The following is a 15,593-nucleotide window of genomic DNA, read 5'->3' as shown; positions in this document are numbered from 1 at the left end:
CCGCCCGGTCGCTCGGGACCGGGTGGGCCGCACCACCGCCGGGTCACTTCCCGAGCGCGCCTTCGGCGAGCAGCTGCCGCAGCTCCTTGCGGCTGATCTTGCCCACCCCCGTCTCCGGGAAGCTGTCCACGATCACCACGGCATCGGGCATCTTCCAGGCCGCCACACCACGCTCGCGCACGAAGGCTCGCACCGCGGTCAGCGTGAGCTTCCCGGCCGGATCGTTCGGTTGCACGAAGGCCGAGATTCGCTGTCCGAGAACCGGGTCGGGTGTCCCCACGATCACCGCATCCCGCACCCCCGGATGGGCCAGCAGGTGTGCCTCGAGCTCCTCGGCGGAGACCTTCTCCCCGCCCCGGTTCACCCAGTCGCCCGCGCGCCCCTTGACGACCAGATTGCCGTCGGGCCGCACGGCCACCATGTCACCCGTGCGGTACCAGCCGTCGGCGGTGAAACTGCGGGCGTTGGCCTCGGGATTGTCGTAGTAGCCGCGAATCGTGTACGGGCCGTGGGTGATCAGGTTGCCGTCCGCACCCGGCGGCACCGGGTTGCCCGCGTCGTCGACCACCGCGATCCGGTCGTGCTCCGACATCGGGCGGCCCTGGGTTTCGATCACCACCTCGATCGGATCGTCCAGCCGCGTATAGCACACCAGCCCCTCGGCCATCCCGAACACCTGCTGCAGCGTGGCACCGAGCGCCGGGCCGACCCGCCGGGCCAGTTCGTCCGGACAGCGCGCGCCACCCACCTGCACCACCTTCAGGCTGGACAGATCCGGGGTGCCACCGGCCTCGGCCCGCTCCACCCACAGCCGCGCCAGCGGCGGCACCAGCCCGGTGATGGTCACACCGAACCGCTCGATGGCGCCGAATGCGGCCGCCGGAGTCGGATCCGGGGTCAGGGCCACCGTGCCACCGGCCCACAGCGTGCCGAGAATGCCGGGGGAACTCATCGGAAAGTTGTGCGCGACGGGCAGTGTCGCAAGATAGACGCTGTCGCTGCCGAGCTCGCAGATCTCCGCACTGCGCCGCACGCTGTAGTGGTAGTCGTCGTGGGTGCGGGGAATGAGTTTCGGGATACCGGTGCTGCCGCCCGAAAGCTGCAAGAACGCAACGTCACTCGCGTCGATGACGGGCAGATCGCCCGGTTCGTCCCGGAATTCGTCGATCGTGCGGGCGCCCGCGGGCAGCGGGCCCTGCGAGTCGTCGGTGACGATCACGAGGTGTGCCACGGTGGCAACCTGCTCGCGGATCGAATCCGCCAGCGCCGCATAGTCGAAGCGCTGGTGCACACCACAGGTGACGATCGCGGTCGCCCCGCTCGCCGTGGCGATGGGAACCAGTTCGGCTCGGCGATGCGCGGGCAGACAGAACACCGGCAACGCCCCGAGCTCGAACAGCGCGAAGATCACCTCCACGAATTCGGCGCGGTTGGGCAACTGCACCAGCACCCGGTCGTGGCGGCCGATACCGAGCCGCGCCAGGCCGGTGGCCAGCGATCGTGCCCGGTGGTCGAGTTCGGCGTAGGTCCAGCGGTGCGCGCCGTCCACGACGGCGACCGCATCGGGAACCGCGGCCGCGCGGGCGGCCAGCATGTCACCGAAGGTCTCTCCGGCCCAGCAACCGAGCTCTCGGTACCGCTGCGCGTCGGCCGCGGGCCACGGCGTGAAGCCGGGGAGAACGGTGGATGGCATTGTGGGACACCTCTTTCCAGTGGGGACAGGCCTGTGCCGGATGTTCACGAATCGGACGAACACCCCATTTTTCATCAGGTTAGGCTAACCTTACATCCATGATCGATTCGGGCGAGCGAGTACTCGTCGTCACCGGGGCGGCCGCAGGCATCGGCGCGGCGATCGCGGCGGAACTCGCCGACGGCGCACGCGCCGTGGCGCTGTGGGACCGGGACTCCGCAGTTCACGAGGTTGCGCGTGACATTGCCGACCGCACACCGTGTTCCGTTCACGCCGCCGAGGTGGACGTGGCCGACGGCAAGTCCGTGGCCCGCGCCTTCGACGCGTTCACCGCGCAGCACGGCCCGGCGAATGTGGTCGTGCATGCCGCCGGGGTGATGGATTCCGGGGCGGCGCTGGACATCACGCCCGAGGCATGGGAGCGCAGCCTCGCCGTGAACGCCACCGGAACCATGCACGTCACCCAGCGCGCGGCCCGCGACATGGTCGCCGCCGGGGGTGGGGCGATCGTGGTCGTCTCGTCCAATGCCGCGAGCACCCCGCGCCTCGGCATGGCGGCCTACTGCGCGTCCAAGGCGGCCGCCACCGCCTTCACCCGCGCACTGGCGCTGCAGGTCGCCCCGCACGGCGTGCGGGTGAACCTGGTGTCCCCGGGCTCGACGAATACGGCCATGCTGCGCGGCCTCTACGCCGACGACGGTGATCGCGCGCTCGACGACGCCGCCCGAGCGAGCCTGCTCGACGGCGACCCCGAGGCGTACTGCCTCGGAATTCCCTTGCGGCGCATAGCCGAACCCGCCGATATCGCCGCGGCGGTCCGCTTCCTGGTATCCGACGACGCCCGCCACATCACCATGCACGACCTGCGGGTGGACGGCGGAGCGACGCTCGACATGTGATCCGAAAGGATGATCTCCATTTCCGCCGATCCCGCCTTCGTCCTGTCCCGCCCGTACCGCACCGTGTGCGCGTGGGGCGTCGGACGAGTCTTCTCCTCCGTGGCCGAGGCCGCCGCCGCCCTGCGCGGCGGTGAGGTCACCCACGTCGTCGGTGCGCTGCCCTTCGCGCCCGACGCCCCCGCGGCGCTGTGGGCCCCGCAATCGATAACGGTGCGCGACAACGACATACGCCCGGTTGCACCGGCGACGCCGCCGACCTTCGAATTCGAGGCCGCCATCCCGGATCCGGAGACCCATGTGCGGCGCGTGGCCGAGGCCGTGCGGCTGCTCGCCGATCCGACCCATCCGATCCGAAAGGTCGTGCTGGCCAGGGCCATTCGCGCCCGCTCGGCCGTACCGGTACGGGCACACGACATTCTGGAGCAGCTGGTGGCGACCGACCCGATGGGCAACGGCTTCCTCGTCGATCTGTCGGCCGCGGGCGCGCCCTTCACCGGTCGGCATCTGGTGGGCTCCAGTCCCGAGGTGCTGATTCGCCGGGACGGGACCGAGGTGCTCAGTCATCCGCTGGCCGGATCGGCCCGCCGGGTCACCGGTGACGAACGGGCCGACCGCGCCGTCGCCGCCGATCTGCTCACCTCGTCGAAGGATCGGCACGAGCACGGGTACGTGGTCGAGCAGGTCGGTGCGGTGCTGCGTGATCGGTGTGCCGACGTGCACACGCCCGCACCGGAACTCACCAGTACTCCCGAGATGTGGCATATCGGCACCCCGATCACGGCCGCGGTGCGTGCCGACGGGCCGTCGGCGCTGGAACTGGCGGCCGCCCTGCATCCCACGCCCGCGATCTGTGGCACACCCACCGACGAGGCCGCCCGTCTGATCGCCGAGCTCGAGGGCGACCGCGGCTTCTACGCGGGCGCGATCGGCTGGTGCGACGCCCGGGGCGACGGCGAGTGGATGGTGAGCATCCGCTGCGCCGAACTGGCCGCCGACGGGCGAAGCCTGCTCGCCCACGCGGGCGGCGGCATCGTCGCCGAATCGGATCCGGCCGCGGAGCTGGCCGAGACCACCGGCAAATTCCAGCGCATCCTGCGCCCGCTGGGCATCGCCGAGCTACCCATCACCGTCGCCTGACCGACGCACACCACAGTTCCCACCACCAGGAGATTTGTTATGCCCATCCCACCGATCGCGCCCTATGCCATGCCGACGCCCGAGGACGTCGTCGACAATCAGGTGTCCTGGACGCTCGTTCCCTCCCGCACCGCGCTGCTCATTCACGACATGCAGCAGTACTTCCTGTCGGCCTACGACGGCGATCAGGACCCGGCCCGCACGCTGGTCGCGAACATCTCGCGGCTCCGGAATCGCTGTCACGCGCTGGGGATTCCGGTGATCTACACCATGCAACCGGGTAACCAGCACCCGTCGCGCCGAGGCATCCTCGCCGACTTCTGGGGCACCGGCATGTCCCGCGGCGCCGACACCGAGGTCATTGCCGAACTGCGCCCCGACGACCGCGACATCCAGGTCACCAAGTGGCGCTACTCCGCCTTCCAGCGCACCGACCTGCGCGAGCTGCTCTCCTACTACAACCGCGACCACCTCATGGTCACCGGCGTCTACACCCACATGGGCTGCATGCTCAGTGCGGCGGAGGCATTCATGAGCGACATCCGCCCCTTCCTGGTCCTCGACGCCACCGCCGACTTCTCCCGCGAGGAACACCTCATGGCCCTCAACTACGTCGCCCGCCGCTGCGGCGCGGTCCTCACCACCGACGAGCTGCTGCGCCACCTGGATGGCGTGCCCCTCCGCGCGGCGTAACGTTTCGCGCGGGCGATCCCGTCACCGTCTCGGCACCGCCCTCGCTGTCGAGCCGAAGCAGTTCGTGCCGAATGGTTTCCGCCACGCCGATCGGCCGCGTTCGGTGTGGCGGTTGCCGCAGCTGCCGAGAAGCTGCACGGCCCGAGTCACCACGGCCACGACACGAGAGGCGGTATGCTCAGCGCCTATCAACACACCTCCGCGGCACATTTGCCGCGGACGGCGGCCTCGTACCCATGCACGAACGCAATGGTCCGTTCCAGGGAGTGCGCAGAGGAGAGCGCGCAATGGCAGGCAAACGCACGGTTCTCACGGTACGGCTGCGCCGGCTCGCGGCCCTGCTGTACGAGATGCGCGAAACCTCCGGGCTCAGCAAGGAGGTGGTCAGCGCCCGCACCGGCATCAACGTCACCACGCTGTACCGGATCGAGACCGCCCAGGCCCGCCCGCAGCGGCGCACCCTGATGGCCATGCTCGACCTGTACGGGGTCGAGGATCCGCAGCGTTCGGACGCCGTGCAGTTACTGCAGGAGGCGCAGAAGCCGGGCATGTCGCGGCCGTTCGAGGCCGCGGTGTCGGAGGTCTACGCCGCCTACATCAACTTCGAGACCGAGGCGCTGTCGGCGCGGCTGTTCCAGACCTCGTTCATTCCCGGCCTCTTGCAAACCGAACGGTACGCATGGGCGGTGCTGGATACCGCCATGCCGAAGGTCGAGACCTCGGTGATCGAGCAGCGGCTGCGGGCCCGCGTCGAGCGCGCCAAGGTGCTCACCCGCGACGGTAATCCGCTGGAATTGTGGGTGGTGCTGGACGAGGCGGCGATCCGGCGGGTCGTGGGCGGGCCCGACGTCATGCGCGAACAACTGCTGCGGCTCGCCGAGGAATCGGACAAACGGAATGTGATCCTGCAGGTGCTGCCGTTCGACGCGGGCGCGCATCCGGCGATGGTGGGCTCGTTCGTGGTGCTGGACTTCCCCGATCCGGCCGATCCGGAGCTGGTCTATGTGGAGGGCATCGCCGGTGACGACATCGTGGAGGGCCACAACGAGATTCGCCGGTTCGGCGTCATGTTCGACCAGCTGCGCGCGATGGCGCTGAGCCCGCGCGATTCGGCGGAGATGATCGCCGGGGTGGCCGACGGGCTGCGCTGATCAGCGACGACTGGCCCGCCGATACCCGAGCACGGCGGGCACCGCGAAGACGACGATCGCGCCGAGCGACCACGCCAGCGTCGCCGTCAGCGGCGCCCGCACCGGGCCGCCCAGCGACAGTCCCCGCATGGCCTCGATCGCATAGCTCATCGGCTGATGCGCCACAATCGGTTTCGCCCACGCCGGGTACGCCGCCAGCGGCACGAACCCGGTGGAGAAGAACATCAGCAGCGACGAACCCAGCGAAATCGCCTCCACGGGTGCGGCTTTCGCGGTGAACACGGCGACCGCCGTGACCAGGGTGGCGAATCCGAGCCCGTACACCACCGGCACGCCCAGCAGCGCCACCGCCGCGGGCCAGCCCTGCCGGAACCGGAATCCGAGCAGCACCCCCACCCCGAACAGCACCAGCGTGCAGGTCAGGATGCGCACTCCCTCGGCGAGAATGCGTGCGGCCGGGCCCGAGGCGCGGTGCACCGGCAGCACCCAGAACCGGGCCAGCAGCCCGGCATCGCGTTCCCGGCCCAGGGTGATGGCCCCGGCCAGCGAGCCGGACATCACCGACACCAGCGTCACCATCGGTACCGAGCCGTACAGCGCACTCGCGCCCGAGAAGGCCGAGATCTGCCGTCCGAGCACGGTATTCAGCACGATCAGCAGCGCCGCCGGGAACATCAGCGACTGCGCGATGGTCAACGGGTCACGCCGCCACCGGATCAGCAGCCTGCGGGTCTGAATCAGCGTCTGCGGCACCAGCTGTCGCCAGGTCTCGGTGCGGCCGTCGGCTACCGGCAAGCGCATCGTCATCGCTGCCTCCGCATCGCCACCAGCACGGCGGCCGCACCGAAGATCAGCAGTCCCGCCGCCAGCCACCCCAGCCCCGGCCCGAGCGTCGCCCAGCTCACCGCCCCGGCCCTGCCGGAACGGTCACCGGCGAGCACGCGCATGACACCGATGAACTGCGATACCGGTTGATCGCGCGCGAAACCCTGGATCCAGTGCGGGAATTGGGTGGCCGGTGCGAATCCGGTGGACACCATGCCGAGGATCAGCTGCGGCAGAACCAGCATTTGGGTGGTGGCCTCCGGACTCTTCGACAACGTGCCCAGCAGATCGCCCGCCAGGCTCAGCATCAGTCCCATCAGCAGCGCGAAGATCACGAAACCGGCGGTATGCCACCAACTTCCGTAGAACCGGAATCCGATCATGTGCCCGCACACCAACGCTGCCGCGAGCGACAGCGCGATGCGGTATCCGGTGGCGAGGGTCCGCGCCACCAGCGGCGCCACCGGCGGCATCGGCATCGTCGCGAACCGGGCGTCCAATCCGTCGCGGGCGTCGACGGCCGCCCGGAACGCGGCCGCGGTCGCACAGAACGACACCGCCTGCATCACGATCATCGGCATCAGGAACTGGGCGTAGCTGCTCAGTCCGTAGCCGACGAAGCTCATGACCCGGTTCAGCGGCACGTAGAAGCCGACCGTGAACACCGCGGGCGACAGCAGGGCGGTCAGCACCTCGCCGTTGCGCAGCGAGGGGCGCACCAGCCGCCGCGCCAGCACCCAGCACTGCACAACCGCGCGCCGACGCGAGGCCCGGGACGCCCGGGCACGCGGCCGCGCATCGATGCTCACCGCCGCCTCTTCCCACCCGCCGACCGCATAATCGTCATCTCACCAGACACATCGCGCGATCGGCCGGATCCGCATCGGTACCGCGAGCCGTCAAGTCCCCCTGCCGCCATTCCGTGCAACTCGGCGCGCCGACAGCCAGCCGAATACCCGACCGCCCACTATGCTGTCCGCCGTGCTCGAAGCCCAGCCTCCCGTCGCGCCGCATCCCGATATCGCCCACCTCGCCCCGCTGCTGGGCACCTGGCGAGGCTCCGGCCACGGCGAGTACCCCACCATCGACGCCTTCGACTATCACGAGGAAATCCAGTTCGGCCATGTCGGCCGCCCCTTCCTCACCTACCGCCAGCGCACCCGCCACGCCGGCGACGGCCGCTCGCTGCACGCCGAGACGGGGTACCTGCGCTGCGCCGGTCCGGATCGCATCGAGCTGATCCTGGCCCACCCCACCGGCATCACCGAGATCTGCGAGGGCACCCTCGATGTCGCCGACGGGGCGCTGCGGATGGAGTTCGACTCCACCCACATCGGCCGCACCACCACCGCCAAACTCGTGACCGCGCTCGGCCGCTCGATCCGGCTGTCCGGCGACACGATCGACTACACACTGCGGATGGCGGCGGTCGGGCAACCGAAGCAGCACCACCTGGCCGCGAGCCTGCACCGCACCGATCCGGATTCGAAATCTGCGGGCTGACCTGCCCGTATTCCGATCACGAACGGTCTAAACGCCCATCAAGGGGTTGAATCTTCCAGCGTCGTCGGTCTACCGTTTTCGAGTCGGCCAACAGTCGGCGAACCGTTTGCTCGAGGCTTCGATCTCACTCACCCACAAGGGAGAAGACCATGAAGCGTTCGACACTGGCCCTCATCACCGTGGGCATGATTCTGGCCGGCGCCGGCGTCGTCGAGCTGCTGGGTGATGCCTCCTCCGCCGAGGTGTCCGACCCGACTCCGCGCGTGCCGCCCGCCGTCGCGAACGGCACGCCTGCGCAGTCGCCGTAATCGAGCCGCACCCACCACAACCCGAGACGACCGGACGCCGCGACGGCTCCGGTCGTTGTCGTCGCTAGGCCGTTCCGGGCGGCAGCGCGGCCAGCATGTCCCGGGTCACCGCGACCGCGTTGTCGGAGCTGCCGCCCTTCACGATCAGCGTCGCCCAGGCCAGATCGCCGCGGTAGCCGACGAACCACGAGTGCGAACCGCCCTCCACCTCGGCCTCCCCCGTCTTGCCGTACACCTCGCCCTGATCGGCAATGCGTTCGGCGGTGCCGCCCGTCACCACCTTGCGCATCATCAGCCGCAGTCCCTTCACCACCGCGGGCGGGGGCGCGGGGCGGGCATCGGTGACGGTGGTCGGGTGTCCGGAGATCAGATACGGCGTGGGCACCGATCCGCGCGCCACGGTCGCCGCCATCAGTGCCATGCCGAACGGGCTGGCCACGACCTTGCCCTGCCCGATGCCGTTCTCGGTACGCAGCACCGTCTCGGCCGCGGGCGGGACCGATCCCGTCACCGTGGACAGTCCCGCCACGGTGAAGTCCGGGCCCACGCCGAGCCGCGCGGCGGCCTCGGTGAGCGCATCGGGTGCCAGGCGACTGGCCAGGTGCGCGAACGCCGTATTGCAGGAGCGTTCGTAGGCCTGCGCCATCGGCGCGTCACCGATGGTGAACAGGTTGAAGTTCGGGATCGTGCGCTGGCCGATGATAATCGTGCTCGGACAGGGCAGCACGGTGTCGGGGGTGGCGAGGCCGGAGGTGATCGCCGCGGCGGCCGTCACCGTTTTGAAAATGGATCCGGGCGGGTACAGGCCCGAGGTCGCCACCAGGCCGTCGACGTCGGCGGCCCGGTTCTGCGCCACCGCCAGGACGGCCCCGGTCGACGGCTGCAGCACCACCATCACGGTCTGTTCGGTGCGACCGTCCACGGCGCGCTGCGCGGCATTCTGCACCGAACGGTCGAGGCTCAGCGAGAACGACGGGGCGGGTTGCGGCGCAACCTCTTTCAGAACGTCGGTGTCGACGCCGTTGGCGTTGACCGTCACCACGCTCCATCCGGCCTTGCCGTCCACCTCGTCGATGACGGTCTTGCGCACCTGGATAATCAGATCGGGGGCGAAACCGCGGTCGGTGGGCACGAGATCCCATTGTTCGTCGATCGATACGCCGGGCAGGCCCAACAGGTCCGTGCCGATCTGCTCGTACTCCCGATCCGTCAGGCTCGCAACGGTATACGCGCCGGTGGTCGCGTGCGCCGCGTCCAGAATCGCCTCGGGGGTCAGTTTGCCGTCGAAGCGTCCCAGGACCGTTGCCAGCTCGGCGGCCACGCCCTCGGGGTCGGAGGCCGCGCCCGCGGTGAACGAGATTCGATGTACCACACCGGGAACCAGCACATCGGTGCCCGCGCGTTCGTTGACACGGGCGCGCGGGGCGGGATTGGCACGCAATTCCATGGTCTGCGTGTCGCCGAGTTTGGGGTGAATGTCCGATGCGGTCCACCGCACCTGCCAGCGGCCGTCGCTGCGGCCCATCTGCAGTTGCCCGGTGTAGCTCCAGAGGCGATTCTTCGGCAGCCGCCACTCGTAGGTGTAATCGACCGTGGCGGTGTCACCGGTAACCCGCGCCGCGCCGACACGCGCATCGAGCTTTTCGGCCTGAAGTTTGTCCCATGCCGAAGCCAGTGCCGCCCTGGCCTTTTCGGGTTGATTGGTGAGCCGCGCAGCGGCCGGTAGATCGTGGCGGGCGAAGGCGGTCACGAACTCATCGGCCACGGGTATGGGCCCCTGCGATGCCACCGAACAGCCGCTCGCGGCGAGCGCGACCGCGGCGGCCAGCGGCGCGAGCATCCTTGTCCACATCGGCATCAGATGGTAGCCAGACAATGCCCTGCAGATGGGGCGACACTCGGCGTCAGTCGACCAGAACCGTGGTGAAGGTGGCGACCTGACGGAACCCGACCTTCGCGTAGGCGCGGCGGGCAACCTCGTTGTAGCAGTTGACGTACAGGCTCGCGGTGCGTCCGGAGGCGACGACCGTATTGGCGATCGCGGCCGTTCCCGCGGTGCCCAGCCCGCGGCCGCGCCAGTCCGGATGCACCCACACGCCCTGGATCTGGCCGGTGCGCCGCGACAGCGCGCCCACCTCGGCCTTGTACACCACCTGATCGTCCTCAAACCGGGCCCACGCGCGACCGGCCTGGATCAGGCTCGCCACCCGACGCCGGTAGCTGCGGCCGCCGTCGCCGATGCGCGGGTCGACGCCGATCTCCTCGGTGAACATCGCCACCGCCGCGACCAGGTAGCGGTCCAGTTCGTCGGGGCGCACGCGCCGCAGCTTGGGATCGGGCACCGTGCGGGCGGGACCTTCCAGCGCCAGCAGCGGTTGGTCGGCGCGCAGGTCGCGGGCGGGGCCCCAGGTGTCGGCGAGCATTTCCCACAGCGGCAGCGCCAGTTCCTGCCGGCCGACGACCGACGAGCACACGCGCGGCCAGCGCGTGGCGCGCTCGGCGAAGGCCGCCAGATCGTCGCGGCCGCCGCGCAGCGGGACCAGATTCGCGCCGGAGAAGCACAGCGAGTCGACGGGTCCGCCCCGGCTCCACAGTTCGCCATAGCCGGCGCGGGTGTCGAGGCCGTATTCCTGCAATCGGGCCGCAACCATACAGCTGGCGATCGGGTCGGTATCCAGCACCTGCAGGACCTGCGCCAGATCGCGATTGCCAAGCTGTCGAGCACCGGAGAGTCGCGTCCGGCGGGTCGGCTCCAGCACACTCCGCACGTTCACAGCCTGCCACGAACGGTGTAAACGTGCTGGTTTTTGAACGGCGCAAGCGGATCCCGCGCCGACCAGGGCATCCGCGGCGGGATCCGCGGATGCCTCGGGCACGGCCTAGCCGACCGTGACGACGGGATCGCCGGCACCGTCGGCCTCACCCATCTCCTCCGCGATGCGCATGGCTTCTTCGATGAGGGTTTCCACGATCTGATGCTCGGGGACGGTTTTGATCACCTCGCCCTTGACGAAGATCTGACCCTTCCCGTTCCCCGACGCCACACCCAGATCGGCTTCGCGGGCCTCGCCCGGACCGTTGACCACACAGCCCATGACCGCGACCCGCAACGGCACCTCCATGCCCTCCAACCCGGCGGTCACCTCGTTGGCCAGGGTGTAGACATCGACCTGGGCGCGCCCACACGACGGGCACGACACGATCTCGAGCTTGCGCGGGCGCAGGTTCAGCGACTGCAGGATCTGGGAACCGACCTTCACCTCCTCGGCCGGCGGCGCGGACAACGACACCCGAATCGTGTCGCCGATGCCCTCGCTCAACAGCGCCCCGAACGCGACCGCCGACTTGATGGTGCCCTGGAAGGCGGGACCGGCCTCGGTGACACCCAGGTGAAGCGGGTAATCGCACTGCGCGGCCAGCTGCCGATACGCCTCGACCATCACGACGGGGTCGTTGTGTTTGACCGAGATCTTGATGTCACCGAAGCCGTGTTCTTCGAACAGGCTCGCTTCCCACAGCGCGGATTCGACCAGGGCTTCGGGGGTGGCCTTGCCGTATTTCTCCATCATCCGCTTGTCCAGCGACCCGGCGTTGACGCCGATGCGGATCGGGATGCCTGCGTCTCCGGCGGCCTTGGCGACCTCTTTCACGCGGCCGTCGAACTCTTTGATGTTGCCGGGATTCACTCGCACTGCCGCACACCCGGCATCGATGGCGGCGAAGATGTAGCGGGGCTGGAAGTGGATGTCGGCGATCACCGGGATCGGCGACTTCTTCGCGATGGCCGCCAGGGCGTCGGCGTCTTCCTGACGCGGGCACGCCACCCGCACGATGTCGCACCCCGACGCGGTCAACTCCGCAATCTGCTGCAGAGTCGAGTTCACATCATGGGTCTTGGTGGTCGTCATCGATTGCACCGAGATCGGGAAATCACTGCCCACCCCGACCTTCCCCACCATCAACTGGCGGGTCTTGCGCCGGGGTGCGAGGACCGCCGCCGGTGCGGACGGGATCCCCAATGCAATGGCACTCACGTTCGGCTGCCTACTTTCGTCTGCGTGCTCCACCCGTTCGGGGCCGAGTCTAATGGGGCCGTTCGAACCCCCGCCTTGTGAGTGCGCCGACAGCGTGCCCGCCGCCCCGGTCAGCCGGATATGTCTCGTCCTGTCGACAGAACAGTCAGCACATCCTAGAGTATCGGCGATATATCGTCATTCTTCGATGAACGGGCACCTTCCGCGAATCTTCTACGATCGACCACAACCATGGAGAGTGAGGTGGATCGGTGCGATTGGCGCGGGAGGCGGAGCTGCCCGCTGATCCGGAAGCGGCCGCAGCGCTACAGGATCGGCTACGGACTCTCGTCGAACCCGGCGACCCGTCCGCGCCACCCTTCCGCACGGTCGCCGGACTCGACTCGGCCTACGACGACAACGGCAATGTCGTTGCGGCCGTGGTAGTTCTGGATGCAACCACACTCGAGCCCATCGACACCGCCACCGCCCGCGGCACGGTCACCTTCCCCTACGTCCCGGGCCTGCTCGCCTTCCGGGAACTACCCACCACCCTCACCGCCCTCGAAAAGCTCTCCACCACACCGGATCTCCTGATCTGCGACGGCCAGGGCATCGCCCACCCCCGCCGCTTCGGCCTAGCCTGCCACCTCGGCGTCCTGACCGACCTCCCCACCATCGGCGTCGCAAAAACGGTGTGGGGCACCTACACCGACCCCGCCCCAACCCGAGGCTCGACAAGCAACATCACCATCGACAACGAGGTAGTCGGCCGCGCCCTACGCACCCAACCATCCATCAAACCGGTCTTCGTCTCCACCGGCCACCGCATCGACCTCGACACCGCCTGCACCCAGGTACTCGCCCTCTCCCCGCACTACCGCCAGCCCGAAACCACCCGCCGAGCCGACCACCTCTGCCGAACCCTGTTGCGGCAGGACGTGTCCGACGCGTGATCGGCTATGGGAACAGCTTGATCGGGTTCACGACGTCGGCGACGAGGGTGAGGACCATATAGGCCCCGCCGATCACGACGACGACATAGGTGGCGGGCAGGAGCTTGAGGTAGTCGACCGGGGCACCCGGGGGCAGGCCGCGGCGGCCGCGGAACAGGTTGCGCAGCTTCTCGTAGATCACCACCGCGATGTGGCCGCCGTCCAGCGGGAGCAGCGGCAGCAGGTTGAACGCCCCAAGGAAGAAATTCAGGCTCGCCAACGTCAGGACGAACGCATTCCACAGGCCACGCTCCGCGGTTTCGCCGCCGATGCGGCTCGCGCCGACCACGCTCACCGGGGTGTCGTCATCGCGTTCACCGCCGGTCACGGCGTGCCAGAGGCTCACCACTTTCTGCGGCATACGCGCCAGTGCTTTGGCGACCTCGACCGTCATATCGCCGGTGAAGGAGACCGAGGCCGGAATCGCACTGACGATGTCGTGTTTCACCGCAGGGTAGGCCACCATATTGCCGACGCCGATCTTGGAGACGACCTGCGGTGTCGTCGAGGGCTCCTTGGTTTTCGGATCCAGTGGATAGGTCACCGAACGCTCCGGGACGACCGGGATCTCGAGGGTCTGCCCGTCGCGCTGCACCGTGTACACGACCGTGCCGGTCTTGTTTTGAGTGTTCTCCTGGAACTGCTTCCAGGTCTTCACCGGAACGCCGTCGATCGCGGTGACCAGATCCCCCTTCTTCAGCCCCGCCCGTTGCGCCGGGCCCTCCCCGGCACATTCCGCGGATTTGCCGTCCGGCTTCTGCGCCGGCACGCACCCCACCGTGCCGATCATCGTTTCCGGCGGTGCCTCCAGCCGGGGCAGCCCCCACGCCACCGCCAACAGCACGATGAGCAAAAACCCCAGTAGGAAGTTCATGAAGATGCCGCCGAACATCACCAGCAGGCGCTTCCAGGTTGCCTGGCGGTACATGGCCCGGTCGAGCTCGTGCGGTTCCACCTCGTCCAGCGCGGTCATCCCGGCGATGTCGCAGAAGCCGCCCAGCGGCAGCGCCTTGAGGCCGTATTCGGTCTCCCCGCGCCGGAACGAGAAGATCTTCGGTCCGAAGCCGATGAAGTAGCGGCGGACCTTCATCCCGGTGGCCTGGGCGGCCCACATGTGTCCGCATTCGTGCAGTGCGACCGATACGAGGATGCAAACGGCGAATAGCACGACCCCGATCGCGAACCCCATGCGGTATCGAACCCTCCTGCGTCAGTTACTCACGTGCGAACGCGCACGCTGCCGCGCCCACGCATCGGCCGCGAGCACCTCGTCCAAGGTAGCCGGTTCCGCCGTCCACCGGTCGGCCGACTCGACCACACGGCCTACCGTGCGCACGATATCCGGGAATCGGATGTGGCCGTCGAGGAACGCCTGCACCGCGATCTCGTTGGCGGCGTTGTAGACGGCGGTGACGCAGCCACCGGCCTTACCGGCCTGGCGGGCCAGCTCGACTGCGGGAAACACCTCGTTGTCCACCGGCTCGAATTCCCAGTTGAACGCCCCGCCGAAGTCGAGCGGAGCGAGCACCCCCGGCACCCGGTCGGGCCAGCCGAGCGCCAGCGCGATCGGCAGCTTCATATCCGGCGGGCTGGCCTGGGCGATGGTCGAACCGTCGGTGAAGGTCACCATCGAATGCACGATCGACTGCGGGTGCACGGTGACCTCGATGTCGTCGTAGGCGACGCCGAACAGCATGTGCGCCTCGATCAGCTCGAGTCCCTTGTTGACCAGCGTGGCCGAATTCATCGTGTTCATCAGGCCCATCGCCCACGTCGGATGGGCCTTGGCCGCGGCGGGACCGACCGACTCCAGCATCTCGGCGGTCCAGCCGCGGAACGGGCCGCCCGAGGCGGTGAGCACCAGCTTGGCCACCTCCGACTCGCGGCCGCCGCGCAGGCACTGCGCCATCGCCGAATGTTCGGAGTCGACGGGCACGATCTGGCCGGGGGCCGCCGCCCGGGTGACCAGCGAACCACCGGCGACCAGCGATTCCTTATTGGCCAGCGCGAGGCGGCGACCGGATTCCAGCGTGGCCAGCGTCGGCTCCAAGCCCAGCGAGCCGACCAGGGCGTTGAGCACCACATCGGCGTCGGTGCGCCGGACCAGTTCGGTGACCGCATCCGGACCCGCAAGCGCCACACCGAGTTTCGCGGCGGCCGCCGGGTCGGCGACGGCGACGTTGCCGGTTCCGGTGGCCTGGATCTGCTCGGCCAGTAGCGCCGTATTGCCGCCGCGGGCCGCGAGCCCCACCACCTGGAACCGCTCCGGGTCGGCCGCGATCACCTCCAGCGCTTGCGTGCCAATGGAACCTGTGCTGCCCAGCAGCAGGACTCTCACGATGTCGGACACTCCCACATTGTCGCGGAACTCGGTCC

General features: G+C 68.8%; 15 protein-coding genes. 7 read left to right on the top strand and 8 right to left on the bottom strand.

Annotated elements, in window-relative coordinates; all coding sequences use genetic code 11:
* Window positions 1-43: 43 nt before the first annotated feature.
* Complete coding sequence (locus IU452_RS12855) at window positions 44-1,693, bottom strand: (2,3-dihydroxybenzoyl)adenylate synthase (RefSeq protein WP_195109233.1); 1,650 nt, start codon at window positions 1,691-1,693, stop codon at window positions 44-46.
* Between the two features lie 98 nt (window positions 1,694-1,791).
* Here IU452_RS12855 and IU452_RS12850 point away from each other — a divergent pair, with 98 nt between their 5' ends.
* From IU452_RS12850 to IU452_RS12835, 4 genes are all read left to right on the top strand, one after another.
* On the top strand, window positions 1,792-2,592 hold the full coding sequence (locus tag IU452_RS12850; RefSeq protein WP_195109232.1) for an SDR family oxidoreductase: 801 nt from the start codon (window positions 1,792-1,794) through the stop codon (window positions 2,590-2,592).
* 9 nt (window positions 2,593-2,601) lie between these two features.
* Window positions 2,602-3,729: an isochorismate synthase gene (locus IU452_RS12845; protein ID WP_195109231.1), complete on the top strand. Its 1,128-nt coding sequence runs from the start codon at window positions 2,602-2,604 to the stop codon at window positions 3,727-3,729.
* Window positions 3,730-3,768: 39 nt separating this feature from the next.
* Window positions 3,769-4,422 (top strand): isochorismatase family protein, encoded by a 654-nt coding sequence (locus IU452_RS12840; RefSeq protein WP_195109230.1) that lies wholly within the window; start codon window positions 3,769-3,771, stop codon window positions 4,420-4,422.
* A 287-nt stretch (window positions 4,423-4,709) separates the two neighbouring features.
* Window positions 4,710-5,573 carry a helix-turn-helix domain-containing protein gene (locus tag IU452_RS12835; protein ID WP_195109229.1) on the top strand — a complete coding sequence of 288 codons (864 nt, stop codon included), beginning with the start codon at window positions 4,710-4,712 and terminating at the stop codon, window positions 5,571-5,573.
* Here the strand turns inward: IU452_RS12835 and IU452_RS12830 are convergent, their stop codons facing one another.
* Together IU452_RS12830 and IU452_RS12825 are read right to left on the bottom strand one after the other, a co-directional pair.
* Entirely contained in the window at window positions 5,574-6,380 is an 807-nt protein-coding gene (locus IU452_RS12830) for an ABC transporter permease (protein ID WP_195109228.1), read from the bottom strand.
* Window positions 6,377-7,207 (bottom strand): ABC transporter permease, encoded by an 831-nt coding sequence (locus tag IU452_RS12825; protein ID WP_324192582.1) that lies wholly within the window; start codon window positions 7,205-7,207, stop codon window positions 6,377-6,379. Before IU452_RS12825 ends, IU452_RS12830 begins: the two co-directional genes overlap by 4 nt.
* 160 nt (window positions 7,208-7,367) lie before the next feature.
* Between IU452_RS12825 and IU452_RS12820 the strand changes: the two genes are divergently transcribed.
* Both IU452_RS12820 and IU452_RS12815 read left to right on the top strand, forming a co-directional pair.
* Entirely contained in the window at window positions 7,368-7,901 is a 534-nt protein-coding gene (locus tag IU452_RS12820) for a peroxynitrite isomerase (RefSeq protein ID WP_195109227.1), read from the top strand.
* A gap of 149 nt (window positions 7,902-8,050) precedes the next feature.
* Window positions 8,051-8,209 (top strand): hypothetical protein, encoded by a 159-nt coding sequence (locus tag IU452_RS12815; protein WP_195109226.1) that lies wholly within the window; start codon window positions 8,051-8,053, stop codon window positions 8,207-8,209.
* 64 nt (window positions 8,210-8,273) lie between these two features.
* Here IU452_RS12815 and IU452_RS12810 read toward each other — a convergent pair whose 3' ends face one another.
* The 3 genes from IU452_RS12810 to ispG all read right to left on the bottom strand — a co-directional run bounded on the left by IU452_RS12810 (window position 8,274) and on the right by ispG (window position 12,243).
* Complete coding sequence (locus IU452_RS12810; protein WP_195109225.1) at window positions 8,274-10,061, bottom strand: penicillin-binding transpeptidase domain-containing protein; 1,788 nt, start codon at window positions 10,059-10,061, stop codon at window positions 8,274-8,276.
* Window positions 10,062-10,113: 52 nt separating this feature from the next.
* Window positions 10,114-10,977 (bottom strand): GNAT family N-acetyltransferase, encoded by an 864-nt coding sequence (locus tag IU452_RS12805; protein ID WP_195109224.1) that lies wholly within the window; start codon window positions 10,975-10,977, stop codon window positions 10,114-10,116.
* 111 nt (window positions 10,978-11,088) lie between these two features.
* Window positions 11,089-12,243 (bottom strand): flavodoxin-dependent (E)-4-hydroxy-3-methylbut-2-enyl-diphosphate synthase, encoded by a 1,155-nt coding sequence (gene ispG, locus IU452_RS12800; protein ID WP_324192581.1) that lies wholly within the window; start codon window positions 12,241-12,243, stop codon window positions 11,089-11,091.
* Window positions 12,244-12,494: 251 nt separating this feature from the next.
* On the opposite strand from ispG, the gene nfi reads away from it, so the two are divergent.
* On the top strand, window positions 12,495-13,178 hold the full coding sequence (gene nfi / locus IU452_RS12795; protein ID WP_195109223.1) for a deoxyribonuclease V: 684 nt from the start codon (window positions 12,495-12,497) through the stop codon (window positions 13,176-13,178).
* Window positions 13,179-13,182: 4 nt separating this feature from the next.
* Here the strand turns inward: nfi and IU452_RS12790 are convergent, their stop codons facing one another.
* Together IU452_RS12790 and dxr are read right to left on the bottom strand one after the other, a co-directional pair.
* Window positions 13,183-14,406, bottom strand: coding sequence for a M50 family metallopeptidase (locus IU452_RS12790; protein ID WP_195109222.1), 1,224 nt, complete (start codon window positions 14,404-14,406; stop codon window positions 13,183-13,185).
* 21 nt (window positions 14,407-14,427) lie between these two features.
* Entirely contained in the window at window positions 14,428-15,567 is a 1,140-nt protein-coding gene (gene dxr / locus IU452_RS12785) for a 1-deoxy-D-xylulose-5-phosphate reductoisomerase (protein WP_195109221.1), read from the bottom strand.
* Window positions 15,568-15,593 lie beyond the last annotated feature (26 nt).

This window comes from Nocardia transvalensis (assembly GCF_015477765.1).
Taxonomy (GTDB): Bacteria; Actinomycetota; Actinomycetes; order Mycobacteriales; family Mycobacteriaceae; genus Nocardia; species Nocardia transvalensis_A.
This window is presented reverse-complemented; position numbering and strand designations above follow the sequence as displayed.